At 66.6% G+C, this 22,333-nt stretch carries 18 protein-coding genes; 6 read left to right on the forward strand and 12 right to left on the reverse strand.

The genetic code is table 11. The features are described 5' to 3' along the window. Window positions 1–66 precede the first annotated feature (66 nt). A complete protein-coding gene (locus ACZ6IE_RS08675; protein WP_464607604.1) occupies window positions 67–639 on the forward strand; it encodes a molybdenum cofactor biosysynthesis protein in 573 nt (190 codons plus the stop codon). Here the strand turns inward: ACZ6IE_RS08675 and ACZ6IE_RS08680 are convergent. The 4 genes from ACZ6IE_RS08680 to ACZ6IE_RS08695 all read right to left on the reverse strand — a co-directional run bounded on the left by ACZ6IE_RS08680 (window position 636) and on the right by ACZ6IE_RS08695 (window position 4,548). Next, a complete protein-coding gene (locus ACZ6IE_RS08680; RefSeq protein WP_464607605.1) occupies window positions 636–1,907 on the reverse strand; it encodes an APC family permease in 1,272 nt (423 codons plus the stop codon). The genes ACZ6IE_RS08675 and ACZ6IE_RS08680 overlap by 4 nt on opposite strands. A 94-nt stretch (window positions 1,908–2,001) precedes the next feature. Further along, window positions 2,002–3,504, reverse strand: a complete 1,503-nt coding sequence (locus ACZ6IE_RS08685) for a glucose-6-phosphate dehydrogenase (RefSeq protein ID WP_464607606.1) — start codon at window positions 3,502–3,504, stop codon at window positions 2,002–2,004. Between the two features lie 136 nt (window positions 3,505–3,640). Beyond that, complete coding sequence (locus ACZ6IE_RS08690) at window positions 3,641–4,153, reverse strand: mycothiol transferase (protein WP_464607607.1); 513 nt, start codon at window positions 4,151–4,153, stop codon at window positions 3,641–3,643. Next, on the reverse strand, window positions 4,150–4,548 hold the full coding sequence (locus tag ACZ6IE_RS08695) for a ChaB family protein (protein ID WP_464607608.1): 399 nt from the start codon (window positions 4,546–4,548) through the stop codon (window positions 4,150–4,152). The genes ACZ6IE_RS08690 and ACZ6IE_RS08695 overlap by 4 nt, the downstream gene beginning before the upstream one ends. Window positions 4,549–4,731: 183 nt before the next feature. Between ACZ6IE_RS08695 and ACZ6IE_RS08700 the strand changes: the two genes are divergently transcribed. Then, window positions 4,732–5,172 (forward strand): (deoxy)nucleoside triphosphate pyrophosphohydrolase, encoded by a 441-nt coding sequence (locus tag ACZ6IE_RS08700; RefSeq protein ID WP_464607609.1) that lies wholly within the window; start codon window positions 4,732–4,734, stop codon window positions 5,170–5,172. Here the strand turns inward: ACZ6IE_RS08700 and ACZ6IE_RS08705 are convergent. From ACZ6IE_RS08705 to ACZ6IE_RS08720, 4 genes are all read right to left on the reverse strand, one after another. Continuing rightward, the gene (locus ACZ6IE_RS08705) at window positions 5,169–6,488 is read right to left on the reverse strand and encodes an LLM class flavin-dependent oxidoreductase (protein WP_464607610.1); all 1,320 of its coding nucleotides are present in this window, start codon (window positions 6,486–6,488) and stop codon (window positions 5,169–5,171) included. The genes ACZ6IE_RS08700 and ACZ6IE_RS08705 overlap by 4 nt on opposite strands. Next, window positions 6,485–7,870, reverse strand: a complete 1,386-nt coding sequence (locus ACZ6IE_RS08710; RefSeq protein ID WP_464607611.1) for an O-acetylhomoserine aminocarboxypropyltransferase/cysteine synthase family protein — start codon at window positions 7,868–7,870, stop codon at window positions 6,485–6,487. Before ACZ6IE_RS08710 ends, ACZ6IE_RS08705 begins: the two co-directional genes overlap by 4 nt. Before the next feature lie 114 nt (window positions 7,871–7,984). Beyond that, window positions 7,985–9,343, reverse strand: a complete 1,359-nt coding sequence (locus tag ACZ6IE_RS08715) for an MFS transporter (protein WP_464607612.1) — start codon at window positions 9,341–9,343, stop codon at window positions 7,985–7,987. Between the two features lie 46 nt (window positions 9,344–9,389). Next, window positions 9,390–10,247 carry a LysR substrate-binding domain-containing protein gene (locus ACZ6IE_RS08720; RefSeq protein ID WP_464607613.1) on the reverse strand — a complete coding sequence of 286 codons (858 nt, stop codon included), beginning with the start codon at window positions 10,245–10,247 and terminating at the stop codon, window positions 9,390–9,392. Window positions 10,248–10,411: 164 nt separating this feature from the next. On the opposite strand from ACZ6IE_RS08720, the gene ACZ6IE_RS08725 reads away from it, so the two are divergent. The 3 genes from ACZ6IE_RS08725 (at window position 10,412) to ACZ6IE_RS08735 (ending at window position 16,632) form a co-directional block, all read left to right on the forward strand. Continuing rightward, window positions 10,412–11,821, forward strand: coding sequence for an MFS transporter (locus ACZ6IE_RS08725; protein WP_464607614.1), 1,410 nt, complete (start codon window positions 10,412–10,414; stop codon window positions 11,819–11,821). A gap of 26 nt (window positions 11,822–11,847) precedes the next feature. Beyond that, window positions 11,848–13,719, forward strand: a complete 1,872-nt coding sequence (locus ACZ6IE_RS08730; protein WP_464607615.1) for a DEAD/DEAH box helicase — start codon at window positions 11,848–11,850, stop codon at window positions 13,717–13,719. Window positions 13,720–13,950: 231 nt separating this feature from the next. Continuing rightward, window positions 13,951–16,632, forward strand: coding sequence for a CocE/NonD family hydrolase (locus tag ACZ6IE_RS08735; RefSeq protein WP_464607616.1), 2,682 nt, complete (start codon window positions 13,951–13,953; stop codon window positions 16,630–16,632). Between the two features lie 128 nt (window positions 16,633–16,760). On the opposite strand, the gene ACZ6IE_RS08740 is transcribed toward ACZ6IE_RS08735, so the two are convergent. Beyond that, window positions 16,761–18,053 carry a GNAT family N-acetyltransferase gene (locus ACZ6IE_RS08740; RefSeq protein ID WP_464607617.1) on the reverse strand — a complete coding sequence of 431 codons (1,293 nt, stop codon included), beginning with the start codon at window positions 18,051–18,053 and terminating at the stop codon, window positions 16,761–16,763. Window positions 18,054–18,156: 103 nt separating this feature from the next. Here ACZ6IE_RS08740 and ACZ6IE_RS08745 point away from each other — a divergent pair, with 103 nt between their 5' ends. Further along, the gene (locus ACZ6IE_RS08745; RefSeq protein ID WP_464607618.1) at window positions 18,157–19,098 is read left to right on the forward strand and encodes an alpha/beta fold hydrolase; all 942 of its coding nucleotides are present in this window, start codon (window positions 18,157–18,159) and stop codon (window positions 19,096–19,098) included. A gap of 38 nt (window positions 19,099–19,136) precedes the next feature. Here ACZ6IE_RS08745 and ACZ6IE_RS08750 read toward each other — a convergent pair whose 3' ends face one another. From ACZ6IE_RS08750 to ACZ6IE_RS08760, 3 genes are all read right to left on the reverse strand, one after another. Then, window positions 19,137–19,613, reverse strand: a complete 477-nt coding sequence (locus ACZ6IE_RS08750; protein ID WP_464607619.1) for a hypothetical protein — start codon at window positions 19,611–19,613, stop codon at window positions 19,137–19,139. A gap of 10 nt (window positions 19,614–19,623) precedes the next feature. Continuing rightward, window positions 19,624–20,568: an FRG domain-containing protein gene (locus ACZ6IE_RS08755; protein WP_464607620.1), complete on the reverse strand. Its 945-nt coding sequence runs from the start codon at window positions 20,566–20,568 to the stop codon at window positions 19,624–19,626. A gap of 90 nt (window positions 20,569–20,658) precedes the next feature. Next, window positions 20,659–22,221: an ABC-F family ATP-binding cassette domain-containing protein gene (locus ACZ6IE_RS08760; protein ID WP_464607621.1), complete on the reverse strand. Its 1,563-nt coding sequence runs from the start codon at window positions 22,219–22,221 to the stop codon at window positions 20,659–20,661. Window positions 22,222–22,333: the final 112 nt, after the last annotated feature.

The following is a 22,333-nucleotide window of genomic DNA, read 5'->3' on the forward strand; positions in this document are numbered from 1 at the left end:
GTCGCGCAGACGGGTCGGCCGACGGCTCGGGCCGCGCGCATCCTTTCGGTCGATTAGCCTGGGGAGGTGTCGCCGGAGCTCCCCTACCGAACCGAAATTCTCATCGAACGGTTCATCGTGTCTCCGATCCACCGCTACGAGGGTCGGCCGTCGGACGGGCCCGCTCACCTCGACGCGTCGATCGACGAAACCCCCGAGACCATCAGTGTCGTCGCGGGCTTGGGCATCAGGGGCGACAGATTCTTCGGCCACGCCGCGCATCGAACAGCGGCCGTCACCCTCTTCGCCGGTGAGACCCTCCAGCACCTCGAGACCGTCCTGGGTTGCGGGCCGCTCGACCCCGTCGCAACGAGACGGAACATCATCGTCAGGGGCGCCGATATCGATCTCTTGACGCGTCAGCCGTTCAGTATCGACACGGGCGACGGCCCCGTGCACTTCGACGGGCAACGACCGGCCAACCCGTGCGGCTGGATGAATACCGTGCTCGCACCGGGGGCGCACAAGGCACTGCGCGGCCGGGGCGGCATCCGCAGCACACCGACCACCTCCGGCACGCTTCGACTCGGCAGGGCAATACTCGCGAGTGCCATCGCCGTTCCCCCGCCGGCAGCTCCCGAGTCCGACGCGCTCTTCTAACCAGAAACGGCTGAGCGCCGGCGAATCGCGCGATACACCGCGCCCACGGCGAAGACCGCCACGCCCGTCACGATCGCGCTCACGGGCAACGTCACGACGAGAAGGACACAGAGCAACGCACCGAGCGTCGGAACCACGCGACCGAAGCGACGCTCCGAGGGGTCCTGGCGCCACGCGGACAGGTTCGCGATGAAGTAGTACAGGAGAACGCCGAACGACGAGAACGCGATCGCACCCCGCAGGTCGGTGACAGAGACGAGGATCACGAGCACGACCGCTACAGCACCCTCGGCGCGGTAGGGCGTCGAGAACCGGGGATGAACGGCAGACAGCCAGGCGGGCAGATCGCCGCCGCGTGACATCGCGAGAACCGTTCGGCCCACCCCCGCGACCAGGGCGAGAAGAGCACCGAGCGATGCGGCGGCGGCACCCGCGCGCACCAGCCACTCCGCCCACGGCCAGCCCGACGAAGCAGCAAGATCGACGACCGGCGAAGCACTCCCCGCGACAGCGGAGGACCCGAGCACCGATAACAACACCACAGCGACTACGGCATACACGGCCACACACACGGCGAGCGCCACGATGATCGCGCGCGGAATCGTGCGGGCCGGATCGCGCACCTCCTCGCCGAGGGTGGCGACGCGGGCGTATCCCGCGAAGGCGAAAAAGAGGAGACCTGCCGATTGCAGGATTCCGTAGGCGCCACCCGACAAGAGGGAACCGTCGGTCAGGAAACCGGTCAGGCGGGAGGACGAGTCGCTGCCCCCAGCGAGGCCGCTGACCACGGCGATGGCGATCGCGGCGAGAACGAAGATGACGATGATCTGAGTGGCACGGGCCGTGCGCGTGACACCGGCGATATTGATCAGCGCGATCGCCACGACCGCGACCACGGCGACGGGCCGCAACCACCCAGGCGGGGCGACGGCGGCCGCGAAGGTCAGGGCCATTGCCGCGCAGCTGGCCGTCTTGCCGATCACGAAACCCCAGCCGGCCAGGAACCCCCACCATTCGCCCAGAACGCGACGGCCGTACACGTAGGTACCGCCCGATTGAGGCATCGTGGCCGCCAGCTGCGCCGTCGACAGAGCGTTGAATGTGGCGACCAGGGCCGCCACGGCGAGGCCGACGAGGAGGCCGTTGCCCGCCGCGCGCGCCGCCGGAGAGAAAGCCGCGAACAGTCCCGCGCCGATCATCGAGCCGAGGCCGAGGAAGATCGCGTTCGTGAGAGACAGCGTGCGAGCCAGAGAGGGAGAAGACGTCACCCGCAGAACGATAGCCGCTCGGGTTAACAGCCGGGGTGGGCGCATGTCCCGCCCCGGCTGCCCGGGTCGAAGCGCCCGGGGCGCCGCGTTCTCGTTAGTTCTCGGCGGAGTCGTTCAGGTCGGTGTTGGCGTCCGCTTTGTCCGATTCCCCTTCGCCGTCGAGCGGGCCTTTCGCGTCCTGCGTGTCTCCCAGCAGCCAGCCATCCGGTGCCGCGAGCGCCGCAGCGGCCGAGGGCCCCCACGAGCCACGCTCATATGGCTGCACGCGGGGCGGGTTGTCGAGCAGCGGCCCGATAACCTCCCACGTGTGCTCGAGACCATCCGGTCGGGTGAAGAGCGAACGGTCGCCCTCGATGATGTCGTTGATCAACTTCACATAGGGCGGCAGCGGATCGGCATCCTCGACCGTCGACAGGGGCAAGCGGGCGATGTCGGTTGCCAGCTCGAACTCGGCTCCCGGCCGCTTCACGACCACGCGCATGTCGATCGAACCCGAACCTTCGAGATCGAACGTGAGCACATTGCCGGGAACCGGAGTGTCGTGGCTCAGAGGCCCCGTGTGAGGCTTCTCGAAGATGACGCTGATGCGCTGCCCCCCGCTGGCCAGTTGCTTGCCCGTGCGCAACAGGAAGGGCACATCGCGCCAGCGGTCCGTGTCGATGAACAGCTTCGCGGCGACGAACGTGTCCATCGTCGAGTCATCCGCGACACCCTCCGTATCGGTGTAGCCCTCGAACTGGCCGAAGACGGCGTCATCCGGCGAGATGGGCCGGAACGCAGCGATGATCGCGTTGCGGGCATCCTGCATGTCATCGGCCTTCATCGACAGCGGCGGCTCGAGCGCAATCTCCGCCGCCAGTTGGAAGAGGTGCGTGACGATCATGTCGAGCAGGGCACCCGTCTCGTCATAGAACTCGGCGCGGTCGGCGATATCGAGCGTCTCGGGCACGTCGATCTGCACCGCACGAATGTGATCGCGGTTCCAAACGTCGCCGAACACCGAGTTGCCGAACCGCAACGTGTGGATGTTCTGCGTCGCCTCCTTGCCGAGGAAGTGGTCGATGCGGAAAACCTGCTTCTCGTCGAGGACCTTCTGCACCGCCTCGTTCAGCTTGCGGAAGTTCTCGGGCGACGTGCCATACGGTTTCTCGTACACCACGCGGGCGCCCTCAGCGAGACCGTGCTCGCCAAGCCCTTCGGTGATGGAGATGAACGCGCTCGGCGGAATGGCCAGATAGTGGATGAACTGGGCACCCTCCCCCAGGTCCGACTTGGCCTCCTCGATGACATCCAGCAGGCTGCCCGGGTTCGACGCGTCGAACCCGCCTCCCGCGAAACGCAGGTTCTTCGAGAACTCGTCCCACGGGCCGTCCTCCGGCTTCGGCCCGAACTCCGTCAGCACATCGAACACGTGCTGCGTGAAGTCCTCGTGCGAGACGTCACCGCGGCCATTGCCGATCAGCCGCCACTGTTTCGGCAGCAGGCCGTGCTGCGCCAATTGGAAGAACGCCGGCAGAACCATGCGCTTCGCCAGGTCGCCCGTCGCGCCGAACAGGACGAAGACCGCCGCATCCGAACCCGAAGTCTTTTCAGCCATATGTGTCGCACTCCTCAAATCGTTGGATGCCGTCACCCCATGCTTGCACCCGGTCCTGAACGGCGCTCACGGGTTGACACCTCGCGGCACGGACCGTACGCGCGGGGCGCCGGTCGCACCGCCGCTCCTGCCGCAATTAGACCGAGCCGAGCAGACCCTTCACATAAGCCGCTTGGCCCACGTGCTGCAGGTCGTCCGCGATCACACTGACGAGGCGGCTTGCCAACGTGACCGGAGGATTCCAGCGGGTATCGACCACACGCTCGAGGTCGGCTTCCGAAAGCGTCCTCACATATTCGATCGTGCGCTCGTGCACCGCGTGGTGGTAGTCGAGCAGCTGATCTGCCGTGACACCGGCCACGAGCGAGACCTGCGCCGCATCCATGCCATAACCGGTGGCCTTATCGGCGAACGGCAGCTTGAACGCATCGGCGAACCCCTGGGCCGTCCACACCTGCTCCGACCCTGCTGCATCGGCCACGTGGTCGTCCTGCACGCGCGTCAGGTGCCACAGCAACCACACGATCGGGTTCGCACCCGGCGCGGGGGTGAACTGCAGGTGCTCCTCGGTCAAACCGGTCGCCACCGTGTCGAACGTGCCGCGCACCCGGTCGAAGCCGTCGCAGAGGATCTCGCTGGATGTCGTCATGAACGGGCCTTTCGGGTTTCGCGGGCGTTGGCTTTCTTGATCGCATCGATCAGCTCATCCTTGTTCATCGACGAGCGTCCCGAGATGTCGAGCTTCTTCGCGACGTCGAGCAGGTGCTCCTTCGTCGCGTTCGCATCGACACCCTCCTGCGTCTTCTTCTCGCTACGGCCGGCACCACCCTCGGCCTGCGCATCGGACGGGCCGCTCGACTCCTTCTTCTCCCAGTGGTCGCCAACCTTCTCGTACTCGTGCTTCAACGCGGCGAAAGCGGTGCGATGCGCACGCTCACCCTCTCCGTACTCCTGCACAGCCGAATCGTGGGCCTTCGACCAGATCGCTTGGGCATGCTTCGGCGAGCGTTCGAGCGTCGACGGCAATTCCTCTGAAGCGGGCATGGGATGCTCCTTTCCAATACTGTCCACCGGCAACGCTACGCCGCGGCCCCAACGCCCCACAGCCCTTTGATCGGATGCTGCGAAAGGAGTACCGTGCTCCGCTGGGCGTCCGTTCACCAGAGCGCCCGGCGATCCTGGCGCGCCATCCGGCCAGGCGACCGCACACGGCATAGCCTCTCTGACGTGAGCTCCTCCGACGACCCTTCCGCCGCCATCCGCGTCGTCGCCGCCGTCATCCGCCGCGGCGACGAGATCCTCGCCTGCCGCCGGCGCCCGGACATCTCGTCGGCCGGACTGTGGGAGTTCCCGGGCGGCAAGGTGGAACCGGGTGAGACACCCGAAGCCGCTTTAGCCCGGGAGATCCGAGAAGAGCTCGGCATCGACATCCGTGTCGGCGCCCTCATCGATCGTTCGACGACAGCCCTCGACTCGGGTCGGCTCATCGATCTCGCCTGCTACGACGCGCGCGCCGAAACCCCGCCAGAGCAGAGCGTCGACCACGACGAGTTGCGTTGGCTGCTCCCCCGAGACCTCGGCTCCCTCACGTGGGCCGCGCCCGACCTGGCGACCGTGGCCATCCTCAGCACACCGCCCCAGCCGCCGGAGGCCGCGCCGAATTCTTAGAAGTCGCGCAGATTGCCGCGCAGACCGCCGTTGCCGAACGACGTGCGGAGAATCCCTCGGCGGCGCAGGATCGGCACCAACTCGTCGAGCATGCGGTGAACGGTCACGGGGTGCAGATCGCCCGAGAAGATGAACCCGTCATTGTCGGCCTCGTCGCCGATCTGTTCGATGAAGTCGGCGATCTCGTCGGCCGTGCCCACGAAGCCCTCGCGCGACGAGATGCGGCCGAGCCGCGCTTTGGCGGTCAACAGTTCCCGCAGGGTCGTCGACGCGAAACTGTCGGCCTTGCCCAGCAGGCCCCTGATGCTGCCGCGCGACACGTGGTCGCCGAAGATCGCCTCGTCGACGGGTCGGTCGAGGTCGAGTCGCGTGAGATCGGTCTCGAGGTCGCTCGACTGCGCGGCGGCCACCTGCAGCAGCGCAGAGTCATCAGGATGGGCCGACGCTTGAACGAGTCGATCCGCCTCCTCCGCGCTCGCCACGATGATGGGCTTGAACACGAACAGGATGTCGATGTCGGCCGCCGTGCGACCGTGCGCCGTCGCCGCATCCAAAACCTTCGCCCGGTAGGCGCGAATGGTGTCGACGTCGAGCGACGCCAGCGCCAATTGCACCTCGGACTGTTCGCCCGCGAAGTTGAGCCCGCGCGGCGAACCGCCCGGCGACACCACCACGGGGTCGCCGGCTGCGAAGGGCAGAGCGTTCAGCGGACCATCGAACGTGTAGTTCGCACCGCGGTGCCGCACGGCGTCGAGGCGGGTTCCATCGGCGAAACGGCCCGTCGCGGCATCCGCGATGAGGGCATCGTCACCCCAGCTGTGCCACAGACGGCGGATGCTCGTGAGCCACTCCTCGGCACGGTCGTAAGCCGCGTCGTGAGATACCGGTTCGACACCGAAGTGCCGGCTCGACCCCACGTCGGTGACAACGTTGATGCCGAACCGGTTCGAGCTCAGATGCTGCAGCGTGGCGAACTGCCTGGCGGCTTGATAGGGCGAGTAGGCCAGCGGGTTCACGGTCGGTGCGATCCCGATATGAGAGGTCACGTCGAAGAGGTAGGGGGCGAGCATCAGGGGGTCGTGTTTCGGCCCGCCGTAGGCGCTGCGGATGCGGAGGTCGAGCGTGTCGGCGTTGCCAAGAGACAACGCGTCCTCGATAATCACGAGGTCGAAGCCCGCCTGCTCGAGATCGCGGATCGACTGCTGGTAGAGCTGCGGCTCGTACCAGGGATAGTTCCACTCGTAGTAGGGGTGACCCCACCCGTGCGGGCCGAAACCACGGGACAGGAACCAGCCGAAGTGTTGGGCTTTCGTCATGAGAGGTGTCCGATCGGGTCGAGAGCCGCCGGGGATGATGTGTCGAGGGCGGCGCCGGCACCGGCAGCACCCGCGGCTTCGAGGGCTCGCTCCAGATCGGCGAGCAGGTCGGCCTCGTCCTCGATGCCGATCGAGAGACGCAACATGCCGGGCCACACGCCGGCGGCTCGGCGCTCGTCCTCGGTGCGCGCCGCGTGCGACGTCGAAGCCGGATGGATGACGAGCGACCGCACATCGCCGAGGTGAGTCATTCTCGTGAAGATCTGCACGGCGTCGAAGAAGGCTCGCGCCGCCTCGACGCCCCCGCGCAGGGTGAACGAGAACACCGAGCCCTGCCCGCGCGGCAGGTAGCGCTCGGCCAGCGCGTGATACGGGCTCGACTCGAGGCCCGAGTAGTCGACCGAATGCACCTCGGGCCGCTGCTCCAACCAGCGGGCCACGGCCAGCGCGTTGCGCGACTGCCGTTCCACGCGCAGCGACAGCGTCTCGACACCCTGCTGGATGAGGAACGCGTTGAGCGGCGACGGCGTCGGACCGAAACGGGCCGCCACGACATCCTTGGCGTAGACGAAGAAGGCATCGGGCCCGAAACGCTCCACGAAGGACAACCCGCCGAGCGACCGCGACGGCTCGTTAAGGTGCGGAAAACGTGAGGCGTCGGCCCAATCGAACGTGCCCGCGTCGACGATGACACCGCCCAACACCGAACCGTGCCCGGCCAAGAACTTGCTCGCCGAGTGGATGACGATGTCGGCGCCGTGCTCGACCGGACGCTGCAGATAGGGCGTCGCGAACGTGTTGTCCACCACCAACGGGATGCCGTTACGGTGTGCGACCCCCGCCACGAGCTCAATGTCGACCAGATCATTCTTCGGATTCGGAATCGACTCCACGAACACCGCCCTCGTGTTCGGCCGGATCGCCGCCTGCCACGCCCCCGCGTCGTTCGCGTCGTCGACGAACCCGGCCTCGATGCCCAGCCGCCCGAAGTTCTCGACGAGCAACCCGCGAGACCCCTCATACAGGCTGGATGCCGCCAACACATGGTCCCCGGCCTGCAACAGCCCCAGCAGCGCCACGGATGCCGCAGCCTGCCCACTGCCCACGAGCAACGCGTTGCGCCCCCGCTCGAGCACCGCCAGGCGGCGCTCGACAGAAGCCGTCGTCGGATTGCCCGTGCGCGTATAGGAGTACCCGTCGCCGGAACCCGTCGCACCGTCGTAACGGTCGGCCGCCTGTTCGAAGTCGTCGAAGACGAAGCCCGCGCTCAAATAGATGGGCGTTGCGCGCGCGTGGAAGCCGTCGCCATCCGTGCCGACGCCGCCGTGCAACTGCTGCGTGCTGAATCCCAGCTCGGGTTCCCGCGTATCGAGGGGTGCCATGGCGCCGCTCCTTCCGTCTGCCGACCGGACGTTCGGGGCATCCGGTGCGTTGTCACAGACTGGCACGCGCTCGCCGCAGCGGCGCGAATGCGTACCACTGTTACGACGCAGCTCTTACGCCGCAGCGACCGGCTTCACGCGATCGGACGGCATGCGCAGGGCGAAGAGCGCCGCGGCCGCCATGATGACGAAGGCCGATGCGAACGCCGCCGGGAAGGAGTACAGGTCGAGCAGCAGACCCGCCACGAGCGGTCCGGCGATGGCTCCCGCGTCGGAGAAGGCCTGGAACAGCGCCACGGGCTTACCGCCGCGCGCACCCGCCGCATCGCCGACGGCGGCCGCGGGCGCAGTTCCCATGAAGGCGGCCGCGACCCCATAGGCGCACAGCAACACGATGAGTAGCCACAGCGACGTCACGAAAGGAATAGCCATCATGGTGACGGCACCCACCGCGAACGCTCCGATGATCGCGGGTTTGCGCCCCACCGTGTCCACGAAACGCCCGGCGGGGGCCAGCGCGATCGTCTGCGCGACGGCCGCGACGGCGAACGCGATACCCGTCCACGCAGGCTCCTGGTGCAAAGCCTCGACCACCAGCACGGGGATCAACGCTCCGCGCACACCCATGGCCGACCAGCCCTGCGCGAGGTTCGCGAGGCACGCCACCTGGAAACGGCGGTCGCGGATGACCCGGCCCAACGGAATGACCTCGGCCGCGGCATCCACGTCGGCCCGTTTGCGACCGCTCAACAGGAAGAGGCCCACGAGACCGGCGACCGCGAGCGTCACGGCGTAGAAGAAGAAGGGTGCGGTGAGCGACACGGTGGCGAGCAGACCGCCGACCGCGGGGCCCGCCATGCCACCGATGAGGAACCCGCCCTGATAGAAACCGACCGCGCGACCCCGCAGCTTGGGCGACGTGGATGACAGCAGCAATGTCATGGCCGCAACCGAGAACATGGCGGAACCGATGCCCCCGGCGCCGCGCAGCAACAGCACCTGGGGATAGGTCTGCGCGAGCCCGACGAGCCCCGACGACAGGGCCACGATGCCGATGCCGATCGCGAGGATGGTGCGCTCGCCGGCCCAGTCCATGAGCTTGCCGACGAACGGGTTGGCCACGAGACGCATGACCGCGAACGCCGAGACGACGGCACCCACCTCGACGTAGCCGACGCCGAACGAGCGCACGTAGACGGGCAGCACGGGCACGACGACACCGAAACCGACCATCACGAAGAAGGCGACGACCCCGAGGACGAGGACATCTCGCGGCAGCTTCTCGCGCGGCAGCTTCTCGGGCCGAGAGCGCGGGCCGGATGCCGCGCCAGAAGTCGCGCCAGCGGTCGCTCCCGGCAGAGCACTCGACTCGCCCGTCACGTCGACGAGCTCGGCTGCCACACCCGATTCTCCAGCGGCTTCGGCCCGGCCCCGTCGAGAGAAAACACGGGCGAGGTCGGAGAAGCGTGGCACGATCTCAGATTACGTCAGCGGCGGGCCCTCGACGGACGGCCCTGCCTCAGGCCGCGCGACTCACCCCACGGCTCACGATCGCCGACTTCAACGCCTCCACCGAGTCCTGCGCCGCCGCCGGGTTCGCCATCAATACGTAGTCGACGTCGCCCAACTCGGGCAGCGTGAAACGGTTGCTCACCTTCACGAGGTCCGCCGGAATCAACGCCTGCGGAAAAACGGCCACGCCCATGCCCGCCCGCACGGCCGCCAGCACCCCGTTCACGTCGCGCGTGTTGCAGGTGATGCGCCACGTGCGCCCCGCCGCCTCGAGCGCCTCGATCGCCATCTGTCGGCTGAGGCTCGGCCCCTGATACGCGATGAGCGGCACGGGCGCGCCCTCCTCGATCATCATCTTCTCCTGCCCCACCCACACCATCGAGTCGCGGGCCACGCGCGTCGACTCCGTCTCGTCGCCAGCGCTCTGCTTGATGAAGATCAGGTCGAGGTGCCCGGCCTCGAGCCGACGCCGCAACGGCCCGCTCTGGTTCACGGTCAGCTCGAGGTTGATCTGCGGGTACAGCTGCCGAAAATGCCTCAGGATGCGCGGCAGCTGCGTGATCGCCAGGTCGTCGGCCGCGCCGAAGCGCAGCCGACCCTTCATGGCCGAACCGCTGAAGTAACTCTCGGCCGCCGCATGCGCCGCCAGGATCGTGCGCGCGAAACCGGCCATGGCGTCGCCGTTGTCGGTCAGCCGCACCTCGCGCGTGTCGCGCACGATGAGCGACCGCCCGGCCGCCTTCTCGAGCTTGCTCATCTGCTGACTCACCGTGGGCTGGCTGAGGCCCAGCTGCTGGGCGGCGCGCGTGAAGCTGTGCGTCTCGGCGACCACGAGCAACGTCTTCAGAAGGATGGGATCGAACACGGTGCACCTCTCGCGGGCGGGCGGTGCGACATCCGCTCGCATTGATAAAACCAATGACAGTAATAGTAGTCATTGAGGGTCCGAATAAACAGGATGCGCTTAGCGTTGAATCAGTATCCCGACTTATACGTAACCAGCCGCCTCCTTCCTGACCAGAGACACCCGTGACTTCTTCTCCTTCTACCGCAACAGCCGCCGCCTTCCCTCCCACCGAGCCCCTGTCCGTCACCAGCGTGCGGCCGCCGTGGAAGCACACCTTCATCGCCCTCTCCATCCCCAACTTCCGCATCTGGACGGCCGGCAACTTCGTCGCCATGACCGCGGGATGGATGCAGCGCATCGCCCAGGACTGGCTCGTGCTCGAGCTCACGGGCAGCGCAACGGCCGTGGGCATCACGGTGGCCATGCAGTTCGCGCCCATGCTCTTCTTCGGGCTGCTGGGCGGCGTCTTCGTCGACCGCTACTCCAAGCGCATGCTCATGATGATCACGCAGTCGATTTTCGCCGTGCTGAGCTTGGGGCTCGCGGCCCTCACACTTTCGGGCGCGGTCGAGGCCTGGCACGTTTTCGCCATCGCCTTCGCCACGGGCATGGTCACGGTGATCGACAACCCGGCGCGTCAGGTGATCGTGTCCGAGCTGGTCGGCCACCGGCACCTGCGCAACGCCATCAGCGTCAACTCGTCGGTGTTCCAGCTCGGCGGCATGATCGGGCCGGCCATCGCCGGTGTCTTGCTGCTCGCGGTCGGCGCGGGGTGGGCTTTCGTCATCAACGGCGTCGCCTGCATCCTCGTGGTCGGCATGTTGACACTGCTGCGCACCTCGCAGATGACACGCATCGCGCCCGCACCCCGCACCAAGGGGCAACTGCGACAGGGGCTCAGCTACGCGGTCTCGAAGCCCACGATCGTCTACCCCGTCATCCTGGTCGCGGTCTTCGCCGTCTTCGGGCTGACCATGCCCGTGTTGCTCGCCTCCTACGCCGACGACGTGTTCAACGTGGGCGCCGGCGGCTACGGCCTCTTCAACTCGATGGTCGCGGTCGGTGCGCTCACGGGCGCCCTCCTCTCGACGCGTCGCGCCTCCATCCGCCTGCGCACCATCGTGTTCGGCGTGTTCATCACGGGCGTGCTGCAGGCGAGCGCGGGTCTCATGCCCTCGGTCGGCTTCTTCGCCGCCATCCTCGTCACTGTCGGGATGTCTGCGCTCCTGTTCCAGACCGCCAGCAACTCCCTCGTGCAGCTGTCGTCCAACGTCGGCATCCGCGGTCGCGTCATGTCGCTCTACGTGCTCGTACTCCTCGGCGGCCAGGCCATCGGCGGACCGCTCATGGGCTGGATCGTCGAAACCTTCGGTGCCCACATCGGCATGATTGTCTCGGGCGCCATGCCCGCCCTCGCGGCCGCCATCGTCGGCATCGTGCTCGCCCGCCGCGGCCAACTCACGCTCGAGGTCGAGGTGCACCGCGCCCTCCCCCTCGTGCACATCGTGCCGCGTTCCGGGGCCCGTTCGCGCCGCCGGGCACAAAGAATCATGAGAGATCAGACCCTTTCGGTGCGGCCGAAAAGACGATAAGGCGTGCGACACACTACCGTTGACTTATGAGCACAACCGACGCCGACGCCACAAGCGAAGCAACATCACCTACCGACGCCCTCACCTTCTCCGATCTCGGCCTCGATGACGCAGTACTGAAAGCCCTCAAGACGGTGGGCTACGAGAACCCCTCCGCCATCCAGGCAGCCACCATTCCGCCGCTCCTCGCGGGTCGCGACGTGGTCGGCCTCGCCCAGACCGGCACGGGAAAGACGGCCGCGTTCGCGCTGCCCATCCTCAGCCGCCTCGACCTGTCACAGAAAGCCCCGCAGGCGCTCGTGCTCGCGCCGACCCGCGAGCTGGCCCTGCAGGTCTGCGAGGCGTTCGAGAAGTACGCCGCCAACCTGCGCGGCGTGCACGTGCTCCCCGTCTACGGCGGCCAGGGCTACGGCGTGCAGCTCAGCGCGCTGCGCCGCGGCGTCCACGTCGTCGTCGGCACGCCCGGGCGCATCATGGACCACCTCGCCAAGGGCACCCTCGACCTGTCGCAGCTGAAGTACCTGGTGCTCGACGAGGCCGACGAGATGCTCAAGATGGGCTTCGCGGAAGACGTCGAGACGATCCTCGCCGACACCCCCAAAGAGAAGCAGGTCGCGCTGTTCTCGGCGACGATGCCCTCGGCCATCCGCCGCATCTCGAAGCAGTACCTGAACGACCCCGAAGAGATCACGGTCAAGGCCAAGACCACCACGTCGGTCAACACCACCCAGCGCTACCTCATCGTGTCCTACCCGCAGAAGGTCGACGCCCTCACGCGCATCCTCGAGGTCGAGAACTTCGAAGGCATGATCATCTTCGTGCGCACCAAGAACGAGACCGAGACGCTGGCCGAGAAGCTGCGCGCCCGCGGCTACTCGGCGGCCGCCATCAACGGTGACGTCGCCCAGGTGCAGCGCGAGCGCACGGTCAACCAGCTCAAGTCGGGCAAGCTCGACATCCTGGTGGCCACCGATGTCGCAGCCCGAGGCCTCGACGTCGAACGCATCAGCCACGTCGTCAACTTCGACATCCCCATCGACACCGAGTCTTATGTGCACCGCATCGGTCGCACGGGCCGCGCCGGCCGCTCGGGCGACGCCATCAGCTTCGTTACCCCGCGTGAGCGTCGCCTGCTGACCGCCATCGAGAAGGCCACCCGCCAGCCGCTCACCCAGATGCAGCTGCCGTCGGTCGACGACGTCAACGCCACGCGCCTGTCGCGTTTCGACGACGCCATCACCGAGGCCCTCGCCGACCCCGAGCGCATCGAGCGTTTCCGCGACATCGTCGCCCACTACGTGCAGCACCACGACGCCCCCGAGGCGGATGTCGCGGCGGCTCTCGCCGTTGTCGCCCAGGGCGACACGCCCCTGCTGCTGTCGGCCGAAGACGAGCGCGCCCAGCGTGCCGCCACCTTCGACAACCGCGACTCACGCGGCGGCGACCGCGACTCCCGTGGCGGCAACCGCTACGATCGCGATTCCCGTGGCGGCGACCGCGATTCTCGCGGTGGCAACCGCTTCGACCGCGATGGCGACCGCGGCGGTGACCGCGGCGAGCGTCGTGAGCGTCCCGAGCGCCGCGACCGTGGTTCGTCGGGCCCCATGGCCACCTACCGCATCGCCGTCGGCCGCCGCCAGCGCGTCGAGCCCCGCCAGATCGTCGGCGCCCTCGCCAACGAGGGTGGCCTCAGCCGCGAAGACTTCGGTCACATCGACATCCGCCCCGACTTCTCGCTCGTCGAGCTGCCGGCCAACATGTCGTCCGACACGCTCGACCGCCTGAAGGACACGCGCATCAGCGGCCAGCTCATCGAGATCCGTCCCGACCGCGGCGCCCCCGCCCGGGCCCGCGACTTCGACGGCGAACGCCCGGCCCGCAAGCCGCGCCACAAGTAGCGCTCGCGCCACCAGCACGACAAGCCCCGCCCCGGTTCGCCGAGGCGGGGCTTGTCGCATCTCCCGGCACCGGAGGGAGGAATAACCCAACAGATGCGTTTTTCGGGCCGTTAAGTTCCAGCCAGGTTTCCATTCGAGCCGAAGTGTTACGTATTGGTAAACGTTCTCAGGATCACCCCCGATTGAGGGTATTCAAGAGCCATGACTTTCTTAAGAACTTCACAGGCTCTATTGAGAACTCGACACAGGCCGGCGGAACAACAGCCGCACACCCATGCCCGGCGCGTCACCATCGTCGGTGCCCTCGCCGTCGCCGTGATCGGCAGCACGCTGGCCCCCATCACCGCCCAGGCCGCGACCCCCGAGGGCATCTCGGTCGTCGGCGGCAAGACCGAGGCGGTCTTCGACTACGAAACCGCGGTGCGTGAGCGCGTGTTTATCCCCGTCGAAGGCGTCGACCAAGACCGGGATGGCGTCACCGACGTCACCGCGATCGACATCATCCGGCCCAAGGAGAGCGACGGCGCTCTGAAGGTTCCCGCGATCATCGACCCCAGCCCCTATTACACGACCGTCGGGCGCGGCAACGAGTCTCAGCTGCTCACCGACAATGACGGCGACGGCGCCGCCGACCTCTTCCCGCTCTTCTACGACAACTACTTCGTGCCGCGCGGCTACGCCGTGATCCACGCTCAGATGGACGGCACCGGCAACTCGACGGGCTGCCCCATGCACGGCGGCGAAGGCGACATCAAGAGCATGAAGGTCGTCATCGACTGGCTGCAGGGACGCGTCCCCGGCTACGACTCCGAGGGTGCCGCCCAAACGGCCACCTGGCACTCGGGCAAGGCCGCCATGATCGGCAAGTCCTACGACGGCACGCTGTCGAACGGCGTCGCCGCGACGGGCGTCCCCGGGCTCACGACCATCGTCCCGATCGCGGCCATCAGCGATTGGTACCGCTACTCGCGCACCAACGGCATCCGCCACAACACCAACTACCCGGCGGGCCTCTCGAACAACGTCACCAACCCCGACCGCAAAGACCTGTGCGCACCGACGCGCGACGAGATGAACCTGGTCGACGGCGACGAAACCGGCGACGTGAACGCGTTCTGGGACGAACGCAACTATCAGAACGACGTGGACAACGTGAAGGCATCCGTCTTCGCCGTGCACGGCCTCAATGACGACAACGTGCGCATGAGCCAGTTCGGCGAGTGGTGGTCCGCCCTGGCCGAGAACAACGTTCCGCGCAAGGTGTGGCTGCCTCGCCTCGGCCACGTCGACCCGTTCGATGCACGCCGGGCCGAGTGGGTCGACACGCTGCACAAGTGGTTCGACTTCTGGTTGATGGACGTGCAGAACGGCATCATGTCCGAGCCCCAGGCCACGGTCGAGATGCAGCCGAACGTCTGGCAGGATGCCGCGAGCTGGCCCGCCCCGGGAACCGAGAACGTCTCGGTCAACCTCGCCGGAACCGAGCCCGGAACCGCCGGTGATCTGCTGCTCGCACCGGGCACGGGCGCCGAGACGCTGACCTTCACCGGCCCCGCGAACGCGCCGAACGAGACATCCCTCATCACGGCCCCCGAGGGCCAGCAGGGAACGCGCCTCACGTTCCTGTCCGAACCGCTCACGAAAGACCTGCGCATCTCGGGCACGCCCATCGTGAACCTGTCGGCATCGCTCAGCCAGGGCCAGTCCAACCTGGCGGCCATGCTCGTCGACTACGGCACGGCCGCGCGCACCCCGCGCGGCACGGGTGACGGCGTGCAGAACACCGCCAATCGCTCCTGCTGGGGCGCGCAGTCGCAGTACGACAACGCCTGCTACCTCGAGGTCGAACGCCGCACCGCGACGGCCGACTTCTGGCGTGCCAGCCGAGGCGTGCTCGACTCCTCCAACCGCGACACGCTCGTCGACGGCCAGGCCACACCCGTGACGCCCGGCCAGAAGTACGACTTCGAGTGGCCGCTCGAGCCCTATGACCAGGTGTTCCCCGCCGGTCACCGCATCGGCGTCGTCGTGACGACGAACCTGTCCGGTTTCGTCGCCGGCACGCCGAGCGCGACCGTCACGGTCGACGCCAAGCAGTCCAGCATCACGCTGCCCGTCGTCGGCGGTCTCGCCGCCGCTGCGGCCGCCGAAGGCCTGGGCGCTCCGGCCCCCAGCACCCTGAGCTTCGACATGGGTGGACAGGGAACGGCGATCGAGCCGCAGACCGTGGCCTACGGTTCGGCCCCCGTCGAACCCGCCGAACCGACCGACGACGACCGCATCTTCGCGGGCTGGTTCGCCGACGCCGGCTTCACGGTTCCGTTCGACTTCGCGGCACCCCTCGCCGCGGATGCCACGGTCTATGCGCGCTGGTTCACGGTCGCGCAGGCCACCACGACGGTCGAGGTGACGGCGAGCGACACGACGGTCGACCAGGGCGACACCGTGACGCTCACGGCCGAAGGTTTCGACGCCGACGGCACCTCGCTCGGCGACGTCACCGACCTCGCGACCTTCACGAGCTCGGTTGCCACCGATGTGATCGCGGGCAACACCGTCACGTTCCCGACGGCCAGCCCGCACACGCTCACGGCGACGGTGGGCACCGCGACGGGCAGCGTGCTCATCGAGGTCACCCCCACGGCCGTGCCGACGCCCGACCCGACCGCTCCCCCGGTCGATGGCGGCGCGACGCCCGCTCCCCCGGTGACCGGTGACCCGGCCGCGCAGCCGCCCGTGCTCATCGGCGGGTCGGGTCTGCCCGTGACGGGTGCGGCCGGCATGATCCCGCTCGGCACGGCCGCCGCCGTGCTGCTGCTCGCGGGCGCCGCGTTCATGATGCTGCGTCGACGTCAGCGTCTGGCTGCAGCGTCGACCACGGCGGATGGTTCGTCGTCGTCCGAGGAGGTGTAGCCGCGGCTACGGCCTTGGGCTGAGCACAATCCCCGACACCCGAGGGTGAGACACGGATGCCCCGATCAGCGCGTTGCTGGTCGGGGCATCCGTTCATTCGGGCGGCGGTCGCAGCCGCAGCCAGCGGCCTAGAAGTGGGAGATGCCGTAGACGGGGGCGGTGGGCGCGAGCAGTCCGCGCAGGCGCAGGACCGCGCCGGGCGTGCGCTCGTCGAGCAGGCCGGCTGCGCGCAAGGTCAGAGGGTCGACGCCGCCCAAATACAGTGACGCCAGGGCGGGGGCCTCGAGTGAGACATCCGGATTCGCGTTGTCGTCACGCTCGACCCGCGCCGTACCACCTGCGATGCGCAACCGATAGGTGCCCTCGGCATAACCGAGCGCGTCGGCCACGGCCAGCACGATTTCGCCCTCGCCCACATAGCTGCGCGCCTCGAAGGCCCGCACGACATCGAGGATGCGCAGCCACAGCAGGTCTTCGATCTCGGTCGGCTTCACGAGCCGCGCATCGGTCAGTGCCCAGCGCAGCGGTCCCTCGGCCGGGGCGCCGTTCCACTCGACCCGGTCGTTCAGGTCGATCGAGGCGAGCAGGTCCCAGAGGCCGAGGTAAGCGTCGTCGTTGGTGGCGACCAGTTCGATCACCTCGAGCGTCTGGGTGTCTTTGTAGACGTCGCGGATCTTGTAGGACACGTAGCCGTCGATGGCGCCCGACGGGTCGTAGTGAACGGCCGCGTTGACCGTGAGATCTTCGTCGCCCTTGTCGTAGCGCACGCCGCTGATGTGGTCCCAGTGCCGGTTGTGCTGCTCGACCGAGCCGGGGTGCGTGGCGTGGAACTCGGCGAACACGGCGGGCGCGATCTCGGTCAGCTGGGCGGCCTCGATGAACTCGGAGTGGCCCTTCGGGGTGACGAGCAGCTTGAAGCGCGAGTCGGTGATGACGCTCACGTGGTGCAGCCAGGTGGCCGCGCCGAAGCCGAAGCGGCGGTAGATGGTGGCCTCCGACGCGGTCAGGGCGGCGACCGCGAACCCGGCGTCGGCCGCGGCGCGCAGGTTGTCGGTCATCATGTGGCGCAGCATCCCCTTGCGCCGATGGGTGGGGCGCACCGTCACGTTCGACACGAGGTGCACGGGCAGCAGTTCGGGGGCGCCCACGTTGAGCGTGCTCGTGAACGACGAGAACGTGGCGACCGGGATGTCGGCGCCGAGCGCGTGTGTCGGAACGTTGCGCGCATACACGCCCACGAGTTCGCGACCGTCGGCAACGAGGTCGTGCGCAGCGTCGTCGAGCCTCTTACCGGTGAGCCGGGAGTCGTGGAATCCGCGCGCCTCGGCGTTGAGCCAGGCGGCCGTGGCGGGCTCCGCTCCCCCTTCCGGCGTAACCGCGGCGGGGAAGGAACGGACGTCGTACTCGTCGAGAAAACCCATATATCCATCGTAGGGCGGATGCTGCCACCCGCGCTCGGCCCATAACGTGAGGATGTATGCGCATACGTGCGCTCTGTTTCCAGACCCGAACCCGGAACGAGCAATGAAGAAACCTCTCAAAATCACGCTGATCGTCGTCGGCGTCCTCGTCGCGATTCCCGTCGTCTTCGTCGGCACGACCGCCACCGTCAACGCCGTAGCCACCAATGTTGAAGCCGCCGACCGCCAGGTCTACGGCGAACTCGTCGACGTCGACGGCAAGAAGATGAACGTCGTCGACCAGGGCTCCGGCGACCAGACCATCGTGCTCCTGCCGGGCCAGGGCACGGCCTCCCCCGCTATCGACTTCGCGCCGCTGATCGACGAACTCGACGACACCTACCGCGTCATTACGGTGGAGCCTTTCGGTTACGGACGCAGTGACGACACCGACACCCCGCGCACCACCGCCAACATCGCCTCCGAGGTGCACGAGGCCGTCTCAGCTCTGGGCGTGGACGAGTACGTGCTGGCCGGCCATTCGATCGCGGGCATCTACGCCCTCGAGTACGTCGAACGCTTCCGCGACGAGGTGACCGCTTTCGTCGGCATCGACACCAGCGTCCCCGGCCAACCCGGCATGGATGCTGAGCTTCCGCTCGGCCTCTTCGGCACGCTCAAGAACCTGGGGCTCGTGCGCCTCATCGCGGGTCTCAGCGACGACCCGTATGCGGGCACGCCCTACACCGCCGAGCAGAAGGAGCAGCTGGCCCTCTTCGCGAACAAGAACTCGATGAGCCCCACCATGCTCAACGAGATGGAACACATCGCCCCCAACTTCGCGGAGGCCGAGAGCCGCACCTTCCCCGCAGACCTGCCGGTCCTCCTCTTCGCGCAGCAGAACAACACGGGCGTCGAGGGCTGGGCCGAGCTGCACGAGAAGCAGGCCGCCCACGCGGAGCGCGGCGAACTCATCCTGCTCGACGCTGGCCACTACCTCCACCACACGAAGTCACCCGAGATCGCGGAGGCGATGAAGCGGTTCCTAGGTGGGGGCGCTCTGTGATGACGCAGGCAGGCTGACGGGTAAACCCGCCGGCTGGCTTAGAACGCCTTCGTCCCGGGAAGTTCCAAATCCTTCAGCCCACGACGCTTCGCAAGCCATCTGACTTCCGTCTCCAGAGCCTCTCGCAGCTGCATCAAGAGGATCCTGTAGCGCTCGGGCTCCTGCTCAGCCAGCTCCAAGTATTTATTGCAGGAGCGAGTCATGCTATCCAACGAGACGTGCGCCTTTGAATAAGAGCGAACCGACTGGCGAGCTAAATCGATGGCATCACGAACAGCGATGATTCCGAGGGAACTCCACTCAATATCTTTCACACGATCAAAAGGATCTACGTTTACGGGGTGGTCGATCTGAACAAGTGAGCGCTTTCGCGCCATGGTTCGGGCGAGTCGTATGAGGTCGCCTTTTTCCCGACGCCGCGATTCGATTGCTAAAGCGCCCCACGCTATGAGAACCGTTAGAAGAGCGCCGAAAATCACAAGGATCAGGTCCGGGAAGAAGGTTTCGAAGTTCATGAGTTGCATTTCACGCGTCCCTAACGGCCGACTCTGTTTCCCATTTGAGGCTCGCGAACGCGGGATACATCGTCTTATGAGAAATGCCTCGCTCATCAAGCAAGGAACGCAATGTCTTTTTCCACTCGAACGGTATCCGGATTGTCCAGCCGAACGCTGGCCACCCGTCCCTCATAGAGGAACGCCGCCCTCGGGGAAACCCAACCGTTATCATGCTCAAATCCTGAAGTTGCTTCGCGGAAAGGGCTCCGTGTTCCCAAGTCAGATTGAGATTGCTGTACTTTCGCTGAATTCCACCGACTAAGAAAACCCCATTCTGCGCGATCATTCGCGGGTCGAAACCTGGTTTGTCTAAGACCCATACCGTCTGGGTCCACTCGCCCGCTGCATTTTTCGAGCCAATCGAGTACTTCGCCCATGGCAGCGTCTCGGTTGAATCATCCAAAGCGACCTTACGATTGAAGCCACCGTCCGGATCAACATTGATCAGGAAGAGCCGGCCGTCTGTTAGATCTTTGTCCTCTGTCGCAAAATACAGAGCTTCGAGGGGTTTCTTCGAAACATCAAGAAGACGCGTGGGAGCGTGATGATGCTGCAATAGGGCTTGGAGTTGGAGTTCACTCAGTCCCTTACCAACTCCGAGCGATCGCGCTCTGGCGCGTATCGCCCGTTCGGCCCTGAGGAGTTCACTTTCGGACACTTCGTGATTCAACTCCGCAGCGACCAGCCGGTGAAGGGACGCAGACAGCCCAAAGGCGTGATTGGATTGGCCGCGAAAAAACAATTTCTCAGCTGTTAAAGCCCGCAATTCAGTGGGATCCGAAATACCCGCATCTTGTTCTTCGACCAAAAGGTCCCAGAGATCGCCGGCATTGCGGATACCCCCGGCGATTCGATTGTTAAGCTCCCGAGTTGCAAAAAAAGTCCGCTGCAGAAAACCCAGCCACGATGCCATCCCCCATTGTGATGACGCTAGACGACCCCCGCCAGCGCTCAGCTGACTCTACTGGATCTTTTCACTCCCACCTGTTCGGCGATCTAATCGCTAAGCCGCGCGCACCGCAATCTCGCCCGGCGCGGCGCCGGCGACACCGAACTCCAGCACGTGGTTGGCAACTTTGTCGGTGAAGAACCGGTCGTGGCTCACGACGACGACGGCGCCCGGGAAGTGCACGAGCGCGCGCTCCATCACCTGCGTGCTCGCCAGGTCGAGGTGGTTCGTGGGCTCGTCGAGCAGCAGAACGGATGCGCCCGAGAGCAAGCACTGCGCCATGGCCACGCGAGCCCGCTGACCGCCTGACAGCTCGCGGATCCGCTTCTTCTTGTCGGCCTCCGAGAACTGGAACATGTCGAGGAAGCGGCCGACCGACTTGCGGGTCGCCGTCAGGGCGAGGCTGTCGGGGTAGGCGTTCACGGCGTGGGTGACGGTGTCGTCGTCATCCAGCTCGTCGAGTACACGGTTGTAGGAGACGACCTTCACGCCGCCGGCCCACGCCGCGCTGCCCGCATCCTGCTTCTCGTCACCCGTGAGGACGCGCAGCAGGGTGCTCTTGCCGCTGCCGTTGGCGCCGAGCACGACGATGCGGTTGCCGCGGCGGATCTCGAGGTCGAGGCCCTCGAAGAGCGTGCGGGCGCCGTAGGACTTCGTGAGCCCGACGATGCGGCACAGGACATCCTTGACGTGCAGACCTGAGTAGATCTCGGTGATGATGTCGTCGACGGGCCGAGGCGCGCGAGACTTCTTCACGTTGGCGAGCTGTTTACCCAGGCCCTTGCTCGACGCTTTGGCGGCCTCGCGACGGTCGGCGATGCCCTCGGCTTCAAACGCCAGCAGCTCGTTCTCGTGTTTGAACTGCGCCTCGAGCGTCTTCAGCCGGAACTGCTTCTGCACGATGTATTCGGCGAAGTTTCCCGGGTATTCGTGCAGGTGGAAGTTCTCGACCTCCACGATGCGGGTCACGACCGAGTCGAGGAACTTGCGGTCGTGCGACACGATGATGGCGGCGCCCTTGAAGTCGCGGAACCAGTTCTCGAGCCATTCGACGCCGGCCACGTCGAGGAAGTTGGTGGGCTCGTCGAGCAGCAGGATGTCGGGCTCCTCGAGCACGATTTTCGCGAGGGCGGCTCGGTTGCGCCATCCGCCGGACAGCTCGTCGATCGCGCACGTGCGGTGTGCCTCGGTGAAGCCCAGCGTGGTGAGCGCCTGGTCGATCTTGCGGGTGTAGTCCCAGCCGTCGAGGCGTTCCATCTCGCCGAAAAGTTCGGCCTGCCGTTCGATCAGCGTGTCGAGCGCTCCCCCGTCGGCCCCTTCGCCGATAGCCAGGTCGATGGAGGCCAGCTCATCTTCAACGGCGTGCACGTCGGCGAACAACGCGTCGAGCACCTCGGTGATCGTGGCGGTGCCATCCAGCTCCGAGAACTGAGAGAAATAGCCGATCCGGATGCCGGCCTCGACGCTCACGGTTCCCGAATCGGGTTGCACCTGATCGAGCACGAGTTTCAGCAGCGTGGTCTTGCCCGACCCGTTCCGCCCGATGACGCCGACGCGGTCTTTGTTCTCCAACCGAAAAGACGCCTCCCGCAGGATCTGCGTGTTCTCGTACCGCACCTCGACATCATTCAAACGAACCAAGCTCACGCCGGACGCCCTCTCACCTTGGGTATTCACGCCGGACTGGGCGAACCACAGAAGCGCGGTCCGGCCATCCGGAAAGTCGTCG

The organism is Okibacterium sp. AC114 (assembly GCF_979253355.1).